This window comes from Colwellia sp. SU-HH01217 (assembly GCF_057543495.1).
Genome location: NZ_BAAJLX010000009.1, coordinates 66658 through 89250, shown reverse-complemented (window position 1 = coordinate 89250; position 22593 = coordinate 66658). Strand labels below are relative to the sequence as shown.

The 22593-nt window shown below is 40.0% G+C and carries 19 protein-coding genes; 16 read left to right on the top strand and 3 right to left on the bottom strand.

Features of this window, described 5'->3' with window-relative positions:
• Positions 1 to 714: a ribonuclease PH gene (rph, locus tag AC27G3_RS12215; RefSeq protein ID WP_487121915.1), complete on the bottom strand. Its 714-nt coding sequence runs from the start codon at positions 712 to 714 to the stop codon at positions 1 to 3.
• A gap of 187 nt (positions 715 to 901) precedes the next feature.
• Here rph and AC27G3_RS12210 point away from each other — a divergent pair, with 187 nt between their 5' ends.
• From AC27G3_RS12210 to AC27G3_RS12200, 3 genes are read left to right on the top strand one after another with little or no spacing between them, the layout of a single operon-like run.
• Positions 902 to 1408, top strand: a complete 507-nt coding sequence (locus tag AC27G3_RS12210) for a thioredoxin family protein (protein ID WP_487121913.1) — start codon at positions 902 to 904, stop codon at positions 1406 to 1408.
• Between the two features lie 18 nt (positions 1409 to 1426).
• Entirely contained in the window at positions 1427 to 2155 is a 729-nt protein-coding gene (locus AC27G3_RS12205) for a gluconate 2-dehydrogenase subunit 3 family protein (protein ID WP_487121911.1), read from the top strand.
• On the top strand, positions 2152 to 3870 hold the full coding sequence (locus AC27G3_RS12200; protein WP_487121909.1) for a GMC family oxidoreductase: 1719 nt from the start codon (positions 2152 to 2154) through the stop codon (positions 3868 to 3870). The genes AC27G3_RS12205 and AC27G3_RS12200 overlap by 4 nt, the downstream gene beginning before the upstream one ends.
• Positions 3871 to 3888: 18 nt before the next feature.
• Here AC27G3_RS12200 and AC27G3_RS12195 read toward each other — a convergent pair whose 3' ends face one another.
• Positions 3889 to 4569, bottom strand: a complete 681-nt coding sequence (locus AC27G3_RS12195; RefSeq protein ID WP_487121907.1) for a Fe2+-dependent dioxygenase — start codon at positions 4567 to 4569, stop codon at positions 3889 to 3891.
• A gap of 141 nt (positions 4570 to 4710) precedes the next feature.
• Complete coding sequence (locus AC27G3_RS12190; protein ID WP_487121906.1) at positions 4711 to 6954, bottom strand: TonB-dependent receptor; 2244 nt, start codon at positions 6952 to 6954, stop codon at positions 4711 to 4713.
• Between the two features lie 300 nt (positions 6955 to 7254).
• Here AC27G3_RS12190 and AC27G3_RS12185 point away from each other — a divergent pair, with 300 nt between their 5' ends.
• The 13 genes from AC27G3_RS12185 (at position 7255) to AC27G3_RS12125 (ending at position 22404) form a co-directional block, all read left to right on the top strand.
• Complete coding sequence (locus tag AC27G3_RS12185; RefSeq protein WP_487121904.1) at positions 7255 to 8157, top strand: DUF3450 family protein; 903 nt, start codon at positions 7255 to 7257, stop codon at positions 8155 to 8157.
• Positions 8157 to 9563 (top strand): MotA/TolQ/ExbB proton channel family protein, encoded by a 1407-nt coding sequence (locus AC27G3_RS12180; protein WP_487121902.1) that lies wholly within the window; start codon positions 8157 to 8159, stop codon positions 9561 to 9563. The genes AC27G3_RS12185 and AC27G3_RS12180 overlap by 1 nt, the downstream gene beginning before the upstream one ends.
• A complete protein-coding gene (locus AC27G3_RS12175; RefSeq protein WP_487121900.1) occupies positions 9560 to 10057 on the top strand; it encodes a MotA/TolQ/ExbB proton channel family protein in 498 nt (165 codons plus the stop codon). The genes AC27G3_RS12180 and AC27G3_RS12175 overlap by 4 nt, the downstream gene beginning before the upstream one ends.
• Positions 10058 to 10059: 2 nt before the next feature.
• Entirely contained in the window at positions 10060 to 10467 is a 408-nt protein-coding gene (locus AC27G3_RS12170) for an ExbD/TolR family protein (RefSeq protein ID WP_487121898.1), read from the top strand.
• Between the two features lie 9 nt (positions 10468 to 10476).
• Positions 10477 to 11172, top strand: coding sequence for an energy transducer TonB (locus AC27G3_RS12165; RefSeq protein ID WP_487121896.1), 696 nt, complete (start codon positions 10477 to 10479; stop codon positions 11170 to 11172).
• A gap of 10 nt (positions 11173 to 11182) precedes the next feature.
• Positions 11183 to 12610: a tetratricopeptide repeat protein gene (locus AC27G3_RS12160; RefSeq protein WP_487121894.1), complete on the top strand. Its 1428-nt coding sequence runs from the start codon at positions 11183 to 11185 to the stop codon at positions 12608 to 12610.
• Between the two features lie 163 nt (positions 12611 to 12773).
• A complete protein-coding gene (locus AC27G3_RS12155; protein WP_487122018.1) occupies positions 12774 to 13637 on the top strand; it encodes a YicC/YloC family endoribonuclease in 864 nt (287 codons plus the stop codon).
• Between the two features lie 168 nt (positions 13638 to 13805).
• Positions 13806 to 14993 carry a tyrosine-type recombinase/integrase gene (locus AC27G3_RS12150; protein ID WP_487121893.1) on the top strand — a complete coding sequence of 396 codons (1188 nt, stop codon included), beginning with the start codon at positions 13806 to 13808 and terminating at the stop codon, positions 14991 to 14993.
• Between the two features lie 65 nt (positions 14994 to 15058).
• On the top strand, positions 15059 to 15232 hold the full coding sequence (gene mads1, locus AC27G3_RS12145) for a methylation-associated defense system helix-turn-helix domain-containing protein MAD1 (RefSeq protein ID WP_035850715.1): 174 nt from the start codon (positions 15059 to 15061) through the stop codon (positions 15230 to 15232).
• Between the two features lie 45 nt (positions 15233 to 15277).
• Entirely contained in the window at positions 15278 to 18295 is a 3018-nt protein-coding gene (locus AC27G3_RS12140) for a type I restriction endonuclease subunit R (protein WP_487121891.1), read from the top strand.
• Positions 18288 to 19598 (top strand): restriction endonuclease subunit S, encoded by a 1311-nt coding sequence (locus AC27G3_RS12135; RefSeq protein ID WP_487121889.1) that lies wholly within the window; start codon positions 18288 to 18290, stop codon positions 19596 to 19598. The genes AC27G3_RS12140 and AC27G3_RS12135 overlap by 8 nt, the downstream gene beginning before the upstream one ends.
• The gene (locus AC27G3_RS12130; RefSeq protein WP_487121887.1) at positions 19595 to 20779 is read left to right on the top strand and encodes an AAA family ATPase; all 1185 of its coding nucleotides are present in this window, start codon (positions 19595 to 19597) and stop codon (positions 20777 to 20779) included. Before AC27G3_RS12135 ends, AC27G3_RS12130 begins: the two co-directional genes overlap by 4 nt.
• Complete coding sequence (locus tag AC27G3_RS12125) at positions 20776 to 22404, top strand: type I restriction-modification system subunit M (protein WP_487121886.1); 1629 nt, start codon at positions 20776 to 20778, stop codon at positions 22402 to 22404. Before AC27G3_RS12130 ends, AC27G3_RS12125 begins: the two co-directional genes overlap by 4 nt.
• Positions 22405 to 22593 lie beyond the last annotated feature (189 nt).

Below are 22593 nucleotides of genomic sequence, written 5' to 3'. Positions count from 1 at the left end.
TTAGTTTAGTGCAGATTTTTGCGCATCAAATAACTCATTAATGCCATTTTTTGCTAACACTAACATTGCTTGCATTTCATCAAAGGTAAATGGCGCTTCTTCCGCAGTACCTTGTACTTCAATAAGCTTTCCGGTGTCGGTCATTACTACGTTCATATCTGTATCAGCAGCAGAATCTTCAGGGTAGTCAAGATCGGCAACCGCTTCACCTTGATAAATGCCAACAGAAACAGCAGCAATCATGTGTTTTAAAGGGTTGGTTTTAATAATATCTTTAGCGCGCATGTAATTTAACGCGTCAACTAATGCAACACAGGCGCCAGTAATCGACGCGGTACGCGTACCACCATCGGCTTGAATAACATCACAATCAATACTAATGGTGTTTTCACCCAGTGCTTTTAAGTCTACTGCTGCGCGAAGTGCACGAGCAATTAAACGAGAAATTTCTAATGTTCGGCCGCTTTGTTTACCTGATGCTGCTTCGCGGCGCATACGAGTGTGAGTAGAGCGAGGTAACATGCCATATTCTGCCGTTACCCAGCCTTTTCCTTGGCCTTTAAGAAAACGAGGAACACCTACTTCAACCGTTGCGGTACAAATAACTTTAGTATCACCAAATTCTATTAACACCGAACCTTCAGCGTGAGTAGTAAATTGACGAGTAATAGTAACGGGACGAATTTGCCCTAATGTTCTGCCGCTTGGACGCATGATGTATTCCTAATAAAAGCTAAAAGAGTATTTTTATATAGCGCGTATTATATACGCAAACTCTTTGGTGTTCATCTTTGATTGAGAAATATGCTGACTAATATTTTATTCTGATAAATTTTGAAATATAGTGAATTGACCACGGGTCTGTATGACAGGGCGTATAGACGTTAACGATTGAGAGCCAATGAAATTTATAATTACTGTATTAATTTTGCTAACAAGCAAGCTATTGAGCTTACCTGTTTATGCAGAAGACAATTTAACCTTACCAGCTTTTAGTAAAGTGTATTCATCACAACGAGACCCATTTAAAGATGCGGTTGCCGCGATAAAATTGGCAAAAGATACGCATCGTAATGTGTTAATTGAAGTGGGTGGTACCTGGTGTACATGGTGCCATAAAATGGATAGTTTTTTAGCTGACAATCCAGTGATATATCGCCAACTCCACAGTAAATTTGTCTTACTAAAAATTAGTGTGAGTGATGAAAATGACAACGAAGCTTTTATGAAATCACTACCGCCCGTACTAGGCTATCCACATATGTATGTCTCGACTCCTGACGGTAAAATGATTTTATCTAAAGATACTGCCGAGCTTCTCGAAGACGGTGAGTATTCGAAGGAGCATTGGCTAACGTTTATCAACGACTGGCAAGTAAATAACAACCCTGCTACCGACAAAAAATAGGGATAGACAGTGAAACTAATGAGCTCATTTTTTGATAAAACGTATCAAACGCCCACTTGGTTAAAAGACAAATTAACGGCTAAAAAGCAAAGCCGACGTCAAATGCTTAAAGGCGCTCTTAAATCGGCAGGAGGAGCTAGTGTTGCGCTATCAATACCTTTTAGTGCTTGGTCGACAAGCCCTGCAAACTTATCAGATAAGGTAAACGACGATCCTTGGTTAACGTTAGATGCCGTGTTGAATCATTTATTACCGTCATCTGCTACTGGCCCAGGCGCTAAAGAAATTCAAGCAACACGCTATCTCTTTAATATTGTGCACAAACAACCTACCGAACAAGACGAAATCGACTTTATTTATAAGGGTGTAGGTTGGTTAAATGGCTACAGCCAAAGTCAATTAAAGCTCAATTTTGTTGCGCTAACTGAGCAAGAAAAAGAAAAATTATTACGAGGTATTAGCCAATCTAGAGCAGGAGAAAATTGGTTAAACACCTTGATCGGTTATATTTTAGAGGCAATGTTAACGCCGCCCATTTATGGTGGAAATACCAATAAGATAGGTTGGCAATGGTTAGAGCATCAAGGCGGTTTTCCTTTACCAGCCCAAGGCACTCGTTTTTATGAATTACCTAGCCCTCAAACCAATTCGAGGCTAATTAATATTTCAGTCATGCCTAACAATATTCCATCTTCTGCTGTTGTTGCGCAAAATAAAATTGCTGCCGCAAAAGGGAGAAAAGCATGAGTTACGATATTTGTATAGTAGGCAGCGGCGCAGGTGCTTCACCAATAGCTTATAGCTTAGCTAAGGCAGGTGCCAAAGTTTTAGTTTTAGAAAAAGGTCCTTGGCTTACAGAAAAAGAGTTTTATAAAGACGAATTGGCGATTAGCTTACGCAATGTGTACAACCCGAAGCTCGAAGATGAACAACATGTTATTGAGGAAGAGTACCAAGATGAAAACGGCCAAACATATTGGCATAGCGAGCCAACAAGTGAGTCGGGTTGGAGTTTTTGGAATGGGACTGTCGTGGGCGGCTCATCAAATTTTATGAGTGGTTATTTTCATCGATTAAAGCCAATCGATTTTCGATTAAAGTCGGAATTTGGTGCTATTGCCGGTGCAAATATAGAAGATTGGCCGATCAGTTATCAAGACTTGGAGCCTTATTACTCACAGGTTGAACGTGATGTTGGTGTGTCAGGAAAAACAGTGTCTCATCCCAATCAAGAGCCGCGTTCAACTGACTTTGTTTATCCTCCGTTGGCAGAGCATGCCATTTCATCATGGATAGATAAAGCAGCCCAATTAATTGGTTATCACTCAGTTCCTGTTCCTCGTGCCGTTTTATCAAAACCTGCTATGGGGAGAAATAGCTGTGAATATTCAGGATATTGTAGCAGTTATGGTTGTTCATCAGGTGCTAAGGGGAGTGGTAGAGCTGCTTTGTTAAATCATGCGGTTGCTAGCGGAAACTGCACCATAAAGCCGAATTCGAAAGTTTACAAAATAGCCACCGATAATAAAGGTAAAATTAGTGGTGTATTGTATTACGACAAGCGAGGCCGTAAGCAAGTAGCGGCCGCAAAAATTTATGTAGTTGCTTGTCAGGCAATAGAAACGTCTCGTTTATTGTTGTCTTCAACAGGCGAAAAATTTGAGAATGGTTTGGCTAATAATAATGGTCAAGTAGGAAAAAACTTAGTCTTTAGCGCTGGCGGTACAGGCAGAGGTGACTTTGTTTATTCAGATTTATCAGAACAACAAGTGAATGAGTTAAATCAAGTAGGGCCATTTATTAATCGTTCGTTGCAAGATTGGTATCAAATTAACGATAAAGCCTTTACTGGCGCTAATAATAAAGGTTCAGCTAAAGGCGGCACTATTGATTTCTTATTTCATCAAAACCCTGTTGCTCGCGCAGGTGGAAGTCAATGGGGACAAGATGATAACGGTAATGAGCAATTAGTATGGGGCGAGCAGCTAAAGCAAAATCTTAAACAAGAATTTACTACCTATAAAACCCTACGGTTTGAAGTGTTTAATGATTGGCTACCAAACGACAATTGCTTTGTGAGCTTAGACGATGAAGTAACAGATAAGTGGGGCGATCCCGTCGCTAAAGTACGTATTGGCTACCATGAGCACGATCTTAAAGTGGGCGAATATCTGTCGAAAAAAGCAGAAAAGCTATTAACGGCAATGGGCGCAACTAACGTCTCGTCTTCGGTTAGTGGCTATCCTCCATCAAATTTAATGGCAGGCGGTTGTCGCTTTGGCGATGATCCGAAAACATCTGTCTTGAATAAAAATTGCCAAGCGCATGAAGTGGATAATCTGTATGTAACCGACGGTTCATTTATGCCAACAGGCGGCAGCGTACCTTATACATTTACCATTTATGCTAATGCTTTTCGGGTAGCGGATAAAATAAAGGCTCATTTATTAGCCATTGGCTAGAGGCACACTGTTAACGCGCTAAGTTTGGCTCCATTGACGAAGCATATTATGGTAAACACCGGTTAATTGAACAATTTCAGGACTATCATTCACTTTGGTGCGTAGCGATTGAATTGCAGTATCCATGTTATACAAAATACTGCGTCTTTCATCACTATTGACTAAACTTTGTAACCAAAAAAATGACGCTAAACGTCGGCCTTTAGTGACAGGGGTTACATGGTGTAAGCTAGTAGCTGGGTATAAAATCATATCGCCGGCGGCAAGTTTTACTTTTTGCGAGCCGAAAGTATCTTCAATGGTTAACTCCCCACCTTCATATTCATCGGGTTCAGAAATAAATAATGTCATTGAAAGATCCGTACGTACTTTTACAGGTGTGCCAGGTACTTGGCGAATCGCATTGTCGATATGTACACCAAAGCTGCCACCGCCTTGGTAACAATTAAACAGTGGCGGGAATATTTTTAGCGGTAGTGCTGCTGACATAAACTGATTACATTGCGCTAGTGCTGTTAGAATCAAATCGCCCATTTCTATTGCAATTGGCGTGTTTTCTGGCAGTTGTAAATTATTTTTAGTCTGCGAACTTTGATAACCCGCGGTAATATTTCCGTCGGCCCAATCGGCTGCCAACATGGCTGCTTTAATTTGTTTTACTTGTTCTTTAGTCAGCACATTTGGGATTTTGAGTAACACAGTTATTTTTCCTTAAAAATCAAATTGTAAAAACAAAAAAATTGACCCTAATTACATAGAGTCAATATATTAAAGGTTACCCATTAATAAACAAAAGTATTATGAATGGGCTTTTACCATTTTGTGACAGCTAACGACTACTTAAAATGAGTAGCTTGCATTGATACTAAAGTAACGGCCGTCACCTGGTACAAAGTGTCCGCCACCAAGTTGGTCAACGTATTCTTCGTCTGTTAAGTTTTCACCGTTAGCTTGAACAAGGAATTTATCAGTCACTTGGTAAGAGGCCATAAAGTCGAAAATTAAGTAATCATCTGCTAATTCACGTCCACCTGGATCTGAACTATTGTAACGTTCACCCATGTATTCTGCGCCTAAACCGACAGCAAATTTCTCTGTTATCGTGTAGTGACCCCATATTGACGCTGAATTTTCAGGCGTTCTTGGTAGTTCGTAACCGATTTGCACGGCATCGTCACCTGATGCTGAATCTACTTTACTTTGTTGATATGTATAAGCGGCGGTTAATGAAAAGTTTTCATTAATTTGTCCAACGGCACTTAACTCTAAACCAGTCACACTTTGTTCACCGTTAAGTATCTCATCACTACCATCTGATGCAAACGGATCATCGGTACGTGCATTGTTTTTTTCTGAACGGAAAATAGCGGCACTCAACAGTAAATCATTATTGTAAAATGCCCACTTTGTGCCAACTTCGTAGCTTATAATCTCTTCTGGATCTAAACTGGCAGCATTACCACGTGTTGATGCGGTTAAGTCTTCAGCTGCGGAACTAAAGGCATTGCCCGCTCCCAAATAAATACTACCATTTTCAGCTGGCTTATAAACTACACCTAGGTTCCAACTTACTACGCCTTCATCACCCTCTAATTTAATCGATGGATCACTACCATCTAAATCGTAAAAGTATTCAGTATCGAATTTGTCGTAACGTAAACCTGCAGACACTTGCCATTGTGAATTAATAGTTACTGTGTCAAACGCATAAAATGCCGTTGTATTACCGGTCGCTTCATTACTTTTATCAGTACGTGCGTACTGCCCAGTAAAAGGTACAAAATTATCAGGATTGTACATGTCAGTGTTAATGTCTTCTAAGTTATCAGCAACCACATCAACATAATTCCAACGCTCAAATTTTTCTTTGGCAAATTCAGCTCCAACAACAACATCATGTGTCATATTGCCCCAGTTGTATTGACCAATTAAGTCTAATTGCAGTACCGACATAGAGTCTTTAGTATCACGGGTTTTCTCTCCACCTAAATCAATTTCTTCATCAGCACCATAGGTTGTTACACCATTTTCGGCCGTTGAAGTGAAACGTGGCGCATTTACAATCGACTGTCTTTCAATACTACCGGTTCTACCTAACACGCGAATTTTAGTGGCAGTAGATAAATCTTTTTCATATTTAACGGTAATTGATGAACCTTCAATGTCTTCAAAGTCACGGAAAACGTTTCCGTAAAAATTCGTATAATCAACTGGCGCTGGTCCACCCTCATAAGGGGCAAGGTTAGGGGCAATTTCTCGATCTGCTCTATTAGAATAATTGCTTACCCAAGGAATACCGTAATCTGGCATATTATCTTGTTTTTGATAATCAGCATTAACACTTAAACGCGAATCTGTACCTAAACCGTAAGCAAAAGCGAGTGCAATGGCATTATTTGATGTTTCAACATTATCACGGCCTGCGGTATCACCGTCATCTGATAATACGTTAAGGCGTAATGCAGAGGTTTCACCAACGGTTATGTTGCCATCAACTTGTCCTCGGTAATCACCTTCTGAGCCTAAGCGTAAACTTACATCAGCAAAGTCGTCTAATTTTGCTGTTTTAGTTTCTAAATTAACAACACCACCTGCAGCGCCGCGACCATAAATAGCTGAACCGGGGCCTTTGGCGACTTCAATAGCTTCAATGTTGTAGGTATCACGATTGTAACCTGCGATATCACGCACGCCGTCAATCATAATATTGTTACTGGCGTTAAAACCACGAATAGACATGCTATCACCCGTTGGTGCGCCACCTTCACCGGCTGCCATACTAATGCCAGGCACGCTACGTAATGCATCACGCAAACTATCAACGTTGCGATCTTTCATCACTGATTCGGAAATAATGGTAATAGTTTTTGGGGTGTTAACTAATTCTTGCGTGTATTTTTCAGAGGTAGATTTATCTACTTTGTAACTTTTTTCAGCTTCTACTGAAGCTGTAGATGTTGCTAATTCTTTAATTTCTTCAGCGAATACAGATTGAACTGGTAATGTTGCGGCAATGACTAATGTTAACGCACTTAACTTGAAGCCTTTTTGACTAAGTGAGGTCGTCCCTAAAGTGTTTTTCATATACATAAACTCCTATTATATAGTGTGGTATTCTCATTATTCTTAACGTAATAGATAATATTTTTTAATATAACTATCAGCGAGTTATTGCATCATTGTGCAATATTCACTTCTGTTTTTCTGAGCAAATACTTTAAATTTCGGACGCATAATAGCAAAGAATAAAATAAGATCAAATGATAATCGTTCTTATTTGTGTTTTTGTTGTTGATTGTGTATTATCATCTCGAATTTATACACTGGCACAGTCAGCACTAACACAATGACGCTTTGGCTATTTCCCTTTTTAAGGAACACCTTTTGAGTAAAATAATGCTTCGTACACTATTTAAATCGGTACTTTCCCCAGATCTGCGCATGAAAAAATTGCTATTGATAAATCGCTTTTGTGGCAGCCTATTTATTTTTGCTGCTTTTTCGGCAAACGCCTTAGATACAGCACAAATTGATGTATTAACTGAACAGTGGCTAGCGATCGAAAAACAAAGCTCTGCACTGCAACGTGATTGGCAGGAACAACAACCGATACTTAAACAGCAAATCACTTTGTTAAATGAAGAAAAATTACAATTAAGCCAAATGTTAAATGCCGATACCTCAAGCCAAGAACAGGTCGAAGTAAAGCGTGCTGAACTATTACAAGAGCAAAGCAACCTTGAGCAGCAACAAAACAAATTAACCACGCAGTTAACGGCACTAAATAAACACTTACTGGTATTAAACGATATGTTGCCACCGCCGTTAATTAGCGCTTGGCAAAATGAAGAAGAGGCATTAGGTGCTGAGCCAACCTTGTCATTACAACTACAAGTGGCTTTAGCTAAACTGGCCAAGTTAGACGCATTTGAGCAGCGTATTTCAGTATATGAAATGCCAATAACCTTACCGAGTAATCTACAAACTGACAAAGCGCAAACAACAGTAGATAACGCAACAGGTTCAGAAAAACAGTCACAAATACTCGTTAAACAATTTTATTTAGGTATCAGCAATGCTTGGTTTACTAGTGCTAACGGTGAGTATCGTGGATGGGGACAAGCAACCACGAGCGGTTGGCAATGGCACTTTGATGAACAAGTCAATGCTGATGATGTTAAGCAGGCTATCGCTATGTTTGAAAAGAAAAAGCAAGCCGACTTTATTTCACTCCCAATGTCATTACAGACTTTGTCTGCACAACAAACTTCAGGGGAAGTTAACTAATGCGTAGTCAAAAAATCAGTAATTACCTAACACTTTCCCTTTTTGTTATTACGTGTTTATTAGCGCCGCTATCGTTTAGTACATCGGCGACAATGGTTATTGAAAAACAGTTAGTCGATAAAATATCACAAGCGAAATATCGACTATCAACCATTGAGAAAAACCTTACCGCTGAACGTGTTGAACTTGCTAAAAAGTTGAATAAACTAGAGCGTAAAGTGATCAAATTACGTAATGAAACCGCAGTGGCAAGAAGGCTAGCCGATGAAAAAACATTAAGCATTACCAAACTTGAACAGCGCCTTTCTACTTGGAAACAACAAAATATATTCCAAAAGAACCTATTGCATAGGTATCTACAAAACACAGGCTTAAAAAGTACAAACACTTCACAAAATGTTAATGAAAAAAGCGATGTAAGTAGTCAGTTGGCGCTAGTGCTTGAGCACGGTGACAAGCTAAAGCAGCAGTTTTCTCCGCAATGGCAATCGCACCAAGTCGTGATGCCCAATGGTGAAATGATTACTAACCCAACGTTAAGCATTGGTCCTATTACTTGGTATTGGGACGAAAAAACGCAACAAATAGGCTTAGTGGCTGCTCAAAAATCGTTACTACAACCGTTGTTTCAACATAAGGTGTATTTAAGTCATAGCGATGGCATGGAAACATTACGTACCTCGTTAACGGGTAACATAGTCTTTGATCCCAGTTTAGGACAAGCTATTACGCGCGAACAGCAATCTGAAAGCGTGGTCGATCATGTAATTAAAGGCGGTGTGTGGGCAATTCCTATTTTATTGTTTGCCTTATTCGCTTTAATTATCGCGTTAATGAAAGTTATACAACTGGCAAGATTACCTAAATTTGTACATTTAACACCCTCAATTTTAGTGTCGTTAGTACAAAATAAATCAGCTAACGCAAGCGTAAATGCTGCAGCGATTAAATCGGTTAAATCAATTAAAGGCATGCAAAAAGACTTACTTGAAATAACCACAAGTCATGCCTTATCTAGCCAGCGTGACGATTTATTATTCATTAAATTACAGCAATGCAAACACGTGTTAGATAAACGTATTAGCGCCATTGCTATTACCGCAGCAATATCACCACTTTTAGGTTTATTAGGTACAGTTAGTGGCATGATAGAAACATTTAAGATGATGACAATATTTGGTTCGGGCGATCCGGAAGTGGTATCGGGTGGTATTGCTCAAGCTTTAGTTACCACCGAACTGGGTTTAGTTGTCGCTATTCCGGCATTAATTTTAAATGCGGTGTTATCACGCAAAGCCAAAGCTTACTACGCCGACTTAGAAAACTTTGCCATTTTAGTGAGTAAGTCAGATGAACAAGAAAAAAGTGATACACAAGTCAATAACATTGAAGGAGCAAACGCATGATAGAGCAAATAGCTAACAGCATTATTTGCTGGTCGATTCTTGTCCTCGCCTTATTTTGTTATCAACAATTATTTCACCAGTATTTAATGCTTAGTAACAGCAATAGTTCTGACCTTATGGCAGAACATACTCAACATGAATTCACGAGTACCTTAATTGGTGCTCTGCCATTACTTGGCTTATTTGGCACTATTGTCGGCTTACTTGAATGTTTCGTAGGTCTTGCAAGCCAAGGCGCTAATAGTCAATTAATGAGTTCAGGTATTTCAGACGCACTATTAACCACACAACTTGGTTTGGTGTGCGCAGTGCCCGCTTGGCTTTTACAGGCTTGGGTACGTACTAAAACTGAAACTAAAGCGCGTTTAACAGCCGAAAATACCGTAGTGAACTCAAAAAGTAATTTCCAAGGTGTGGCGACCACAGCCATTATCAATTCAACTGAACACTCGATCAATGAGACTAATTACTCAACCGATGTTGAGGCTGCTTAATTATGCAAAGCAGATTACAGCGCAGGCTTGAGCAACAACACAACGAGTCTATTGATATGTCGCCACTGCTTGATGTGGTGTTCATCTTATTAATTTTCTTTATTGTGACGACTGTTTTTGTGAAAGAAACAGGAGTTGAAGTAGACAAACCGCAAGCTATGACAGCCCAACAACTTGAAAAAACAGTGATATTACTGGCGATAACCGACAGCGGCGAAATATTTTATGATTCAAGCCCAATAGGTGTTGCAGGTATTCGCGGCACCCTTGAGCAGTTATTACGTAGCCAAGAGCGACCAGTGGTTATTCAAGCGGATAAAAATGTGCCTACACAACTGCTACTTGAAGTTATTGATGAAGCCAAACTCGCTGGTGCGGCATCTGTTAATTTAGCTGCATTAGCGCCATAGGTTTTTATCATGGAAAATAACACCAAGATATCGGATCAGGCATTACCTTTGCAGATGCAAACAATACAGCCTAAATCAAAAGTAAAAATGAACCCGCACTTACTAGCAAGTTTAGTCAGTTTAACTATTTTAGCAGCAGCTTTAGGTATTTTGTGGGTAGGCAGTAATATAACCAACAGCATTGAACCTAAAATAACTATACGCGAAGTGTCGGTAGTACCGACCACGCCACCTCCGCCACCGCCACCAGCACCTTCGCAACAAGTGATTGAAACACCGTTAAATTTACAAGTGCAAGGTGCAGGCCCTTCAGTTGAAATGTCGTTGGCTGATCCAACTATACAAATGGACCAGCCAGACCTACCTGAAATGACGACCACAATGCCGAAATTTCAGTCACTGGAAATTGACTGGCAAGCGTTTGATTTAAATGACCTAGACGGATTACCGTCATTATTATCGCCATTAAAGGTCAAGCTACCTAAAAGTTTAGTCCGACGAGGCATTAACAATATATTAATCAAATTAGACGTGATGATTGACGAACAAGGAAAACTCACCTTGATTAACGTTATTCAAAATCCTCACCCTGAATTAAAACCCGAAATTTTGCGCCTAATACGTAATACACGCTTTAGCGCACCTAAAAAAGACAATGTACCTGTACGTGCTCGCTTTATTTGGCCCGTAGAAATTACTTCATAACGAGAATCTTATGCCGAATTTTTCATCTTTCTTCACTGCATCATTCATCTCAACATCAATATTAGTGACCGCTTTTATTGGCAATCCTGCTAGCGCTTCAGTTAATCAAACAATGCATACTAATGGCAATAATATCCAAGTCGCATTACAACAGCCAAAGTGGGAATTTTTATTACAAAACCAACCGTTAGCACAAACACAAGCGCGCATTAGCCCCAAAGAAAAAGATTTTGCAGAGCGCATTCAACCTTTATTAGAAAAACAAGATTACGCCGCGGTAATGCAAGCGTTTTCAAGTCGCGATATAACAGAAGACAGCGCCGCATTATGCCAATTACGTGGGCAAATACAGTTAATGCAAAAAGACTACGCTGGCGCAGAAACCAGCTTAAAACAAGCGTTATCCATAGTACCTAATTTGTCTTTAGCACACCGTAGTTTAAGTATGGTTTACATGGTGCAAAAGTCTTACAAAAAAGCACAAGTACACTTAAAAAAATCTATTGAATTAGGTGTAGCAGACGCACAAGTATTGGGACAACTTGCATATATTAATTTACAACAAGGGCAAGCTGCCAGCGCAGTGTCTGGTTATCAACAAGCGCTGTTTCTTACTCCTAACGATAAACAATGGCAACAAGGTTTGTTATATGCACTAATCAATAGTCACGCGTTTGATCAAGCACAAGCCTTACTTGAGGAAATGCTGCAAAATAATATAGAAAACAATGAACTTTGGTTACAACGTGGGCAACTTGCATTAAAACAAAGTCGCATACCTCAAGCCATTTCCAGTTTAGAAATGGCGTTATTATTAGGTAATAAAGACGTAGAAAATCTTGCTACAACCGCAAAATTACATATTCAAGCCGGTAGTCCAAATCGCGCCGTTGACATTGTAGTAGCTAACTTAGGTACATTTTTTGGTAAAGCTTCTGGTAGTAAACTTGATGTGGAAACCGTAGATAATATCAGTGCTTGGTTAGCTAGCCAGCAACAGTGGCAGCAACTAACGGTTTTACTGAACGCCGTAGACAAATATACAGCTAACAAATCAATTTCAGACAAATACCAAGCAAGGTTTGACGTACATCACGCACAAATGGATATTGCCAATAACAACATTAAAAGTGCGCAAAAACGCTTAAAACATGCCATAGCTATTGAGCCAACTCATGGTGAGGCATTGTTAAGTTTAGCAACATTATTTAAAAGCCAAAATCGCGATGAGCAAGCATTACAATACTACATACGTGCGCAAGCATTAACTCACTATAAAGAGCGAGCTTTATTAGGTCATGCGCAATTAGAGATTGATAGACAAGACTATGAACAAGCAATAAAACTACTACGAAAAGTGGTACAAATGAACCCTGAACGTCGTGATATATTAGCTAATATCAAATCATTGAAAAATATTGTGCGAAATCAAATTTAATCAAAGAAATGCTTTTAAGCGGGTATTAATCTACTCATTACTGTAGTTTAACGGGTTAAAATATTGGATACCTAGCTTATGCTAAGGCATAATCAGCTAAATTTATATTGTCAGCAAATTTTCATTGTTGGCGCTTAGCTGGAACACAGTAATGACAAAAAATATGATACACAGCATGACAGCTTTCTCACGCGTAGAAGTGAAAGGCGACTGGGGTAACGCTGTTTGGGAAATTCGCAGTGTAAATCAACGATTTTTAGAAACATACTTTCGTTTACCTGAGCAATTTAGAGGGATTGAACCCGTATTACGCGAACGCTTTCGCAAACAACTTAACCGCGGAAAAGTAGAGTGTAATTTACGTTTTAATGCTAATTCTGAAGCGAAAAGCGAGTTAGCCTTAAATGAAAAACTAGCACTACAACTTGTGCAACATGCGAACTGGATTAATGAACAAACACTTAATAGCCAAGTAAATCCACTTGAAGTAATGCGCTGGCCTGGCGTAATGGAAGCACCAGAAGCTGATATGTCTGCCATTCAAGCTGAACTACTTGCTGCGTTTGACCAAGCATTGAAAGACTTTATTAGCGCAAGAATCAATGAAGGTGAAAACATGAAAGCCTTAATTGAACAACGCTTAAGCGGTATAGAAGCCGAGTCTGAAAAAGTAACCGCCCACATGCCAGAAGTAATCGCATGGCAGCGTAAACGCATTACCGACAAATTCACCGATGCCAATATTGAACTAGACTCAGCCAGAGTTGAACAAGAGCTCGTGTTGCTTGCACAAAAAATGGATGTAGAAGAAGAGCTAGATCGCCTACATAGCCATGTAAAAGAAACACGAAATATCTTAAAGAAAGGTGGCGCCCAAGGTCGCCGCTTAGACTTTATGATGCAAGAATTTAATCGTGAAGCTAATACCCTAGGCTCTAAATCAATTAACGCAGATATCACCGCAAGTGCGGTTGAATTGAAGGTATTGATTGAGCAGATGCGTGAGCAGATCCAGAATATCGAGTGATGTTCATATGTGTTTGCGGGTGTTAAAAAAGCCATTTTAATTAACGCATTACAGTTATTTTTGTTTTATTTTGTTTATAATTGTTCATGTTTGTTTATGAAAAATGGTGACAAGAGTGGTGACAAGTAATAGTATTGTCACCACCCGATATAGTTATTGTCACCACATATGAATGCACAACAAATAAAATCACTTGTTAAAAAAGCAGAGGTTGGAAGGCACCAAGTCGATGACAATCTATATCTGCGGATTTCTACTAGCAAAAGCGCTTCATGGACTTTTCGCTATAAACTAAATGGTAAGAGGAAGGAAACGACATTAGCGAAGTATGGTGAAGAACCACTTGGTCTCCCCTTAGTTAAAGCAAAGGCCTTGGCCGCTAACTGGAAAGCTCTCGTTAGAGATGGTATTGATCCTAAAATTCAAAAAAACAGGCATGCCTTTTCCGATATACGAACGGTTAACCATCTTGCAAATGATTGGTTAGAGGATTGCCACCAGAGACTTAAATATCCAGAAATTCCCGAGCGAGTCTATCGTAAAGATATAGCTCCCCATGTTGGCGAACTTCCTATAGGCGAAGTCAATCCTTTGGATATTAAGCGTGTTTTAAAGCACATAAATGATAGTGGTCGCCCAACCATTGCCAATGACGCTCTAGTTTACTGTAAGCAGATGTTCAATCAAGGGATTAAATTGGGACTGTTAACAAATAATCCCGCATCAGCATTCGATAATAGAGATGCTGGTGGGAAGGAGAATTCACGAGATAGGTTTTTAACGGTTGATGAAATAGAAGAAGTCTTTAATACTTTTAGAGAGAATCAGAACTGTTTTGTTAGGCAAAATTATATCGCTTGCGTACTTCTGCTCTGCCTTGGCGTCCGAAAAGGGGAGTTGTTAGCTGCACCTTGGTCTGAATTTGATTTAGATGAGAAAGTTTGGAAATTGCCCAAGCAACGAAGCAAAAATGGCATTCCAATTGATTATCCGTTGCCCGACCTTTTAGTCCGTTATTTTGAAGAACTCAAAGTATTATCCGTTGGCTCAGATTTTGTTTTCCCAAACCGACGAGCCAGTAAGAGGTTTCCTTACATATCCCCCGATACTTTAAATGCCGCACTAGCAAACTTATTTAAAAAAGGTCAACTTAAGGTAGATCATTTTACGTTGCATGACTTACGGAGAACCTGCCGTACAATGTTATCTAACATAGGAGTTCAGCCACATGTTGCTGAGAGGTGTTTGAATCACAAATTACCAAAAATAATGGGTACATACGACAAGTACGATTACTTTGATGAAAGAAAGGAAGCACTCCAAAGGCTTACTGACAAGTTATCTCAGTTCTTTTAGCATTGGCCATTGTTCTTTCCTCTATTTTCTCATATCATCCCCAATAGTCTTATGGTGAGTAAACTATGTCTGACGAAATACTAACCTTGAAAGAGGTCGCAGAATATCTGAAATTGGCTGAAAAAACCGCATACCGTCTAGCTTTAGAAGGTAAATTACCGGGTTTCAAGGTCGGGGGAAGCTGGCGCTTTAAACGAGAAGATATCCTCAAATGGATTGAAGAGCAGAAAAATAAATAGGCTTCAGAATGAGTATTAGCTACAACGCTATATTAGGGAAGTTTCATGACTAAAGAACAACAAATAGAAAATGCTTTAATCGCAAAGCTTCAAGACCTCAAATATAACTATCGAGAAGACATACGTGATAAAGCTAGTCTTGAGCAAAATTTCCGTGAAAAGTTCGAGGTTCTCAATCACGTTCGTCTTACTGATTCAGAATTTGCTCGCTTGCGTGATGAAATCGTTAATTCAGATGTATTTGCCGCAGCTAAAACACTGAGAGAACGTAATACTTTCCAGCGTGAAGACGGAACACCATTGCAATACACTTTGGTCAATATCAAAGACTGGTGCAAAAACGAATTCGAAGTAATTAACCAATTGCGCATCAATACCGATAATAGTCATCACCGCTATGACGTTATCTTACTGATAAACGGCGTCCCAGTAGTGCAAATTGAGCTGAAAACGCTTGGCCTAACACCACGCCGCGCCATGGAACAAATTGTCGAATATAAAAATGACGTGGGGAATGGCTATGCCAATACACTGCTCTGTTTTATGCAGCTCTTTATTGTCAGCAATCGCGATAACACTCTTTATTTTGCCAACAACCACAACCAGCATTTTAGTTTCAATGCAGATGAGCGATTTTTGCCCATTTATCAGCTGGCTAAAGAAGACAATACTAAAATCACTCATCTTGATGATTTCGCAGATAACTTCTTAGCCAAATGTACCTTAGGCCAAATGATCAGCCGCTATATGGTGCTGGTAGCCAGCGAACAGAAGCTCATGATTATGCGCCCTTACCAAATCTATGCGGTAAAGGCGATTGTCGATTGTATCCATCAAAATCGCGGCAACGGCTATATCTGGCACACCACAGGCAGTGGTAAAACCCTTACGTCGTTTAAAACCTCAACATTATTAAAAGACAATCCAGACATTGATAAATGCCTGTTTGTGGTAGACCGCAAAGATCTTGATCGCCAGACACGCGAAGAATTCAATAAATTTCAAGAAGGCTGTGTTGAAGAAAACACCAATACCGAAGCCTTGGTTCGCCGCATGTTGTCGGAAGATTACGCCGATAAAGTCATCGTTACCACTATACAAAAGCTTGGCCTTGCACTTGATGAAAACAGCAAACGCAATCAGCAACACAAGCAAAACGGCAAACAGACTTACAAAGAGCGCCTTGAGCCACTACGTGCTCAAAGGATTGTCTTCATATTTGATGAATGTCACCGTTCTCAGTTCGGTGATAACCATCAGGCCATTAAAGCCTTTTTTCCTAAAGCACAATTGTTTGGCTTTACAGGTACACCGATCTTTGAAGATAACGCTACCTATAAGAAAATTGACGGGACAATTGGTTCATACAAAACCACCGAAGATATTTTCCAAAAGCAGTTACACGCATATACCATAACCAATGCCATTGATGATCGAAATGTCCTGCGCTTCCATATTGACTACTTTGGTGAAAAGCCCAAAAACGATACAGGAGACAATAAGAAGAAAGCAAAATCTAAGCTGCCATCACCTGAATCCGTTGTGAGTGAAATACTTAAAAAGCACGATGCCGCTACCAATCAACGGAGATTTAACGCGGTATTGGCTAACGCTTCTATTAACAATGCTATTGAATACTATGAATTATTCAAACAGGCGCAGGCAGCAAAGGTGCAGGAAGATGAAAACTATATTCCATTGAATATTGCCTGTGTATTTTCGCCTCCAGCCGAAGGCAATAAAGATGTACAACAGTTACAAGAAGATTTAGTAACTGAGAAGGAAGACAACAAGAAAAATCCAGAAGAAAAGAAGAAGGCGCTTAAACAAATCATTGATGATTACAACGCGCAATACGATACAAACCACACGATAAGCGAATTCGATCTGTATTATCAGGACGTGCAGCAACGCATTAAAGACCAGAAATACACCAACAAGGATTACCCACATAAAAACAAAATCGATATTGTGATTGTGGTCGATATGTTGCTGACGGGCTTTGATTCTAAATACCTCAACACTCTATACGTGGATAAAAACCTTAAATATCACGGCTTGATTCAAGCTTTCTCGCGCACTAATCGCGTGCTTAATGATACTAAGCCCTATGGCAATATCTTGGATTTCCGCTATCAGGAAGATGCGGTTAATATCGCGATTGCTCGTTTCTCAGGGCAAGATAAAGACCGAGCCAAAGAAATCTGGCTAGTTGATCCTGCGCCTCAGGTCATCGAAAAGTTAGACTGTGCTGTGAACGATCTTGAGAAGTTCATGGACTCGCAAGGGCTGGCTTGCACTCCTGAGAACGTCAATAACCTTAAAGGCGATGCTGCAAGGAGTGAATTCATAAACCGCTTCAAAGAAGTACAGCGCTTAAAAACCCAGCTTGATCAGTACACCGACCTTAATGAACAGCAGGTAAATAGCGTAGACACATTATTACCCGAAGAGCAATTACGCGGCTTCCGTGGCATGTATCTGGAAACAGCGCAACGCCTCAAAGCGCAACAAGCCAAAGGTAGTGACAACCCCGAAGATCCAGTACAGCAACTAGAGTTCGAATTGGTGCTGTTTGCTTCTGCCGTTATTGATTACGATTACATTATGGGTTTAATTGCCAAGTCTACGGATGATGATAAACCCAGCAAGCATAAAATGAGCCGTCAACAACTGATCGACTTGATCAGCTCTAGCGCCAACCTGATGGATGAGCGTGATGATATTGTCGATTACATCAACAGCCTGCCGACCGATAAAAGCCTGAATGAAAAGACTATTCGTGAAGGCTATCAACAATTTAAAGCCGAAAAATCCGCCAATGAACTTGCCGCCATAGCAGATAAACACAGTATTGCTCATGATGCCTTGCAAGGTTTCATAGATAACATTCTGGATCGCATGATTTTCGATGGTGAAAAACTCAGCGAACTATTAGAGCCGCTAGATTTAGGTTGGAAAGTGCGAACAAAGGCAGAGCTTGCATTGATGGAGGAATTGGTGCCATTACTCAATAAACTTGCTCAAGGGCGTGAGATTTCAGGGTTGGCAGCATATGAGTAAGAATATGAAACAAGGGTTAGTTCCTAAGTTACGGTTTCCTGAATTTAAGAAAGCTGAAGGATGGGCTAAAACAAAACTTATTAGTGTCGCGGATAAAAATATTAAGTGGAGCTTTATTGGTGGGCCTTTTGGTTCCAACCTAAAATCATCCGACTATGTTTCAAAAGGCGTGAGGATTATTCAGCTTCAGAATATAGGTGACGCTGAATTTAAGGATGAATACCAAATTTATACATCAGAAGAAAAGGCTGATGAGCTTCTAAGTAATAACATATATCCCGGTGATATTATTTTATCAAAGATGGGTGATCCCGTTGGAAGGGCATGTTTGATACCTGATACTCACCCACGGTATGTAATGTGCTCGGATGGGATAAGGCTAGTTGTAGATAAAAATAAGTTTAGTAAATATTTTATTTATATCCTCATTAACTCTGATTGGTTTAGAGCATCGGTAGAGGCGAGCGCTACAGGCTCCACAAGAAAGCGTATAGGTTTAGATGTTCTGAAAAAATTACCATTGGTCGTGCCGAGAAAAATAGAGGAACAACAAAAAATCGCTGATTGCATATCTTCTCTTGATGAGCTTATCACTGCGCATATCCAAAAACACGAAGAACTCCAATCCTATAAAAAAGGCTTAATGCAAAACCTCTTCCCCGCCGAAGGTGAAGCTTTGCCCGCACTACGCTTTTCTGGATTGCATGAACCATGGAAAACGAAAGAGTTAGGGCGTATCTCTAAAGTTTTACGTGGAGGCTCGCCACGCCCCATTGATGAATATATTACCAGTGAGCCTAGCGGTTTGAACTGGTTAAAAATAGCTGATGTGGATAAAAAATCTAAGTATGTTGTATCGACTAAAGAAAAAGTTTTGGTAACCGCATTGAGTAAGACTAGGGTGGTTAATAAAGGCGATTTAATTATGTCGAACTCAATGAGTTTTGGTCGGCCTTATATCCTGAAAATAGAATCATGCATACATGATGGGTGGATTGCCATTACAGAAATAAATGAAAAGATATATCGGGATTACCTGTATTACTTAATTTTATCGCCAACGAGTCAATCCTATTTTTTAAATAATGCGGCTGGTAGTGGAGTTCTAAACCTGAACGCTGACATTATAAAACTGCTCCCGATTCCGTTCCCTGATCATGTAGAGCAGAAAAAAATAGCAGGCTTATTATCTTCTGTTGATGATTTGATTGCAGCACAAGCGCAAAAGATTGCAGAGCTGAAAACCCATAAAAAAGGTTTGATGCAACAACTTTTTCCTGCCATGAATGAGGTGACAACATGACAGGTATTCGCACCTATCAAAATTTAAGAGGACTTGTCACTCGCCTTCGTGATGACTTGAATGATAAAGAGCTTGTTCTTTTATATGCTTACAACCGCACCGGAAAGACTAGGCTTTCGATGGATTTTAAGGAACGCGGAAAGCGCAATGACAGTTCTAAGCCGGATACTCTCTATTTTAATGCCTTTACTGAGGATTTATTTACTTGGGAAAACGACTTAGAGAATGACGCCTCTCGCGGTTTGCAAGTAAATCAATTTTCTAAGTTTTTCGATGGATTTACTAATTTAGGGCTTGAGCCAACAATTGATGAATACCTTAGTCGGTATGCTGATTTTGGCTTCGACTTTGAATACAAAGACATTCAGCAAGGTAGTGAAACATTTACAAAACCACACTTTGTAAAATTCAGTAAAGACGGGCAGGAAAATATTAAAATTTCCCGAGGTGAAGAAAGCCTTTTTATCTGGTGTATATTCATGGCTATCTGCGAGCGGGTGCTCGATGGTCATGAATCTTATCAATGGGTAAAATACATTTATATTGATGATCCCGTTTCGTCGCTTGACGACAACAATGCAATCTCAGTTGCTTGTGATTTGGCTAAACTTCTTCGTCGAGCGACTAACCGTAAGAATGATGACGGTACTCTCAATCCGATGAAAATCGTGGTCTCTTCGCATCATTCACTCTTTTACAATGTCATGTGTAATGAGATAGGCAGAGCAAAAGATAATGAACCAAAAGTTAGGCACAAGCGGTATTTTCTTCATCGCCCAAATAGTGAGAATCGATACACGCTTCGCGCCACTGAAGATACGCCATATTTCCATCACGTTGCGACACTTTCAGAGCTACAAAGAGCCGCCAATCCAGATGGCGGAACGCTTTACACATTTCACTTTAATGCCCTGCGTAGCATTATGGAGAAGACGGCAGCCTTCTTCGGCCATGCCGATATTAGCTTCTGCCTAAAAGCCATTGATGACGATGAGAATAGCGCATTATTTAATCGTGCACTCAATCTTCTCAGTCATGGAAAATATGCTATTCACGAGCCAACTCATATGGGCGAAGATAATCAGGATTTATTCCGGCAAATCCTAAGAGCGTTCGTCACCAGTTTTCAATTTTATCTGCCGGAAATACTTAGCGATAATACAAGAAGGGCAACACCATGACAGAACAACAATTAAAAGACTTAGGTAAAACCTTATGGGATATCGCAGACAACCTGCGCGGCGCAATGAACGCGGACGATTTTCGCGATTATATGCTTTCCTTCCTGTTCTTACGCTATTTGTCCGACAACTATGAAGCCGCTACGAAAAAAGAACTGGGTTCAGATTATCCAACTCTGGACGAAGATGATAAACGCGCTCCATTAAGCGAGTGGTATGAGAAAAATAAAGAAGATGCTCCAGAATTTGAAAAGCAAATGCGCCGTAAAGTGCATTATGTGATTGAGCCAGTACATTTGTGGAGCAGTATCGCAGAGCTTGCCAGAACTCAGCATGATGACTTGTTGCTTACGTTGCAACAAGGCTTTAAGTACATTGAAAATAAATCGTTTGAAAACAGCTTTCAGGGCTTGTTCTCAGAGATTAATCTGGATTCAGAAAAGCTAGGTAAAAACTACAGCCTGCGTAACGCTAAACTTTGCACCATCATTACCAAAATCGCAGAAGGTATTTCAGGATTTTCAACCGACAGCGACACCCTTGGTGATGCTTATGAATATTTGATTGGCCAATTTGCTGCTGGTTCAGGAAAAAAAGCTGGCGAGTTTTACACTCCACAACAAATCTCGACCATATTGTCAGAGATCGTAACACTGGATAGTCAGGAACCTGCAACAGGCAATAAGAAAAAACTCAATAACGTATTGGATTTCGCTTGTGGCTCTGGCTCGCTCTTGTTGAACGTGCGAAATAAACTGAAAAAAGACGGTGGCAGCGTTGGCCGTATATACGGGCAGGAAACGAATATTACGACCTTCAACCTTGCCCGCATGAATATGCTTCTGCACGGAATGAAAGATTCGGAGTTTAATATACACCATGGTGATTCATTGCTTAATGACTGGGATGTGCTCAATGAAATGAATCCCGCTAAAAAGCTAAAATGTGATGCCGTTGTCGCTAACCCACCATTTAGTTATCGTTGGGAGCCAACAGAGGCACTAGGCGAAGACTTCCGCTTTAAGAGTCATGGTCTTGCACCTAAATCAGCGGCAGACTTTGCCTTTCTACTACATGGCTTTCATTTCTTAGGTGATGAAGGCACCATGGCAATTATCTTACCTCATGGCGTGCTGTTCCGTGGCGGTGCAGAAGGCCGGATTCGTACAAAACTATTAAAAGATAACAATATTGATACGGTAATCGGTTTGCCTGCTAACCTGTTTTTCTCAACGGGTATACCCGTCTGTATTCTTGTTTTGAAAAAGTGCAAAAAGCCCGATGACGTGCTGTTTATCAACGCCAGTGATGAAGAGCATTTTGAAAAAGGAAAACGCCAAAACCGATTGTTGCCAGAACACATCCATAAGATTATCGATACCTATCAATTCCGCAAGGAAGAGGATCGTTACGCTCGCCGTGTATCAATGGAAGAAATCGAGAAGAACGATTTCAACCTAAATATTTCAAGGTATGTGAGTACTGCTAAGCCTGAGAAAAAGATTATTCTGGCAGATGTTAACAGCTCATTGAGTAAGATTGAGAAGAGCATAGTAAGTGCAACTAAGACACATAATAAGTATCTTGAAGAATTAGGGCTGCCTATACTCCCAATAGGCGAATAACTTTAATTTGCACTGCATAACTTAAAGGCCGAAATTTTTAAAAATTTTCGGCCTTTTCTTTGAAATCAAATTATTTATTAAACCCCGTTTCTATCGAAACGAATAGTTCTATATTGGGGTGTTATTAGTGAGATATTTCTTTAAATGAAAGATATTTGAACAAAATAAGAAAGAAAAACAAGAACTCTA

Excerpts from the sequence above, each read along its gene's own strand:
- rph (WP_487121915.1), bottom strand. The coding sequence starts at position 714 with ATGCGTCCAAGCGGCAGAACATTAGGGCAAATTCGTCCCGTTACTATT.
- AC27G3_RS12210 (WP_487121913.1), top strand. The coding sequence starts at position 902 with ATGAAATTTATAATTACTGTATTAATTTTGCTAACAAGCAAGCTATTG.
- AC27G3_RS12205 (WP_487121911.1), top strand. The coding sequence starts at position 1,427 with ATGAGCTCATTTTTTGATAAAACGTATCAAACGCCCACTTGGTTAAAA.
- AC27G3_RS12200 (WP_487121909.1), top strand. The coding sequence starts at position 2,152 with ATGAGTTACGATATTTGTATAGTAGGCAGCGGCGCAGGTGCTTCACCA.
- AC27G3_RS12190 (WP_487121906.1), bottom strand. The coding sequence starts at position 6,954 with ATGAAAAACACTTTAGGGACGACCTCACTTAGTCAAAAAGGCTTCAAG.
- AC27G3_RS12180 (WP_487121902.1), top strand. The coding sequence starts at position 8,157 with ATGCGTAGTCAAAAAATCAGTAATTACCTAACACTTTCCCTTTTTGTT.
- AC27G3_RS12175 (WP_487121900.1), top strand. The coding sequence starts at position 9,560 with ATGATAGAGCAAATAGCTAACAGCATTATTTGCTGGTCGATTCTTGTC.
- AC27G3_RS12170 (WP_487121898.1), top strand. The coding sequence starts at position 10,060 with ATGCAAAGCAGATTACAGCGCAGGCTTGAGCAACAACACAACGAGTCT.
- AC27G3_RS12165 (WP_487121896.1), top strand. The coding sequence starts at position 10,477 with ATGGAAAATAACACCAAGATATCGGATCAGGCATTACCTTTGCAGATG.
- AC27G3_RS12160 (WP_487121894.1), top strand. The coding sequence starts at position 11,183 with ATGCCGAATTTTTCATCTTTCTTCACTGCATCATTCATCTCAACATCA.
- AC27G3_RS12155 (WP_487122018.1), top strand. The coding sequence starts at position 12,774 with ATGATACACAGCATGACAGCTTTCTCACGCGTAGAAGTGAAAGGCGAC.
- AC27G3_RS12150 (WP_487121893.1), top strand. The coding sequence starts at position 13,806 with ATGAATGCACAACAAATAAAATCACTTGTTAAAAAAGCAGAGGTTGGA.
- mads1 (WP_035850715.1), top strand. The coding sequence starts at position 15,059 with ATGTCTGACGAAATACTAACCTTGAAAGAGGTCGCAGAATATCTGAAA.
- AC27G3_RS12140 (WP_487121891.1), top strand. The coding sequence starts at position 15,278 with ATGACTAAAGAACAACAAATAGAAAATGCTTTAATCGCAAAGCTTCAA.
- AC27G3_RS12135 (WP_487121889.1), top strand. The coding sequence starts at position 18,288 with ATGAGTAAGAATATGAAACAAGGGTTAGTTCCTAAGTTACGGTTTCCT.
- AC27G3_RS12130 (WP_487121887.1), top strand. The coding sequence starts at position 19,595 with ATGACAGGTATTCGCACCTATCAAAATTTAAGAGGACTTGTCACTCGC.
- AC27G3_RS12125 (WP_487121886.1), top strand. The coding sequence starts at position 20,776 with ATGACAGAACAACAATTAAAAGACTTAGGTAAAACCTTATGGGATATC.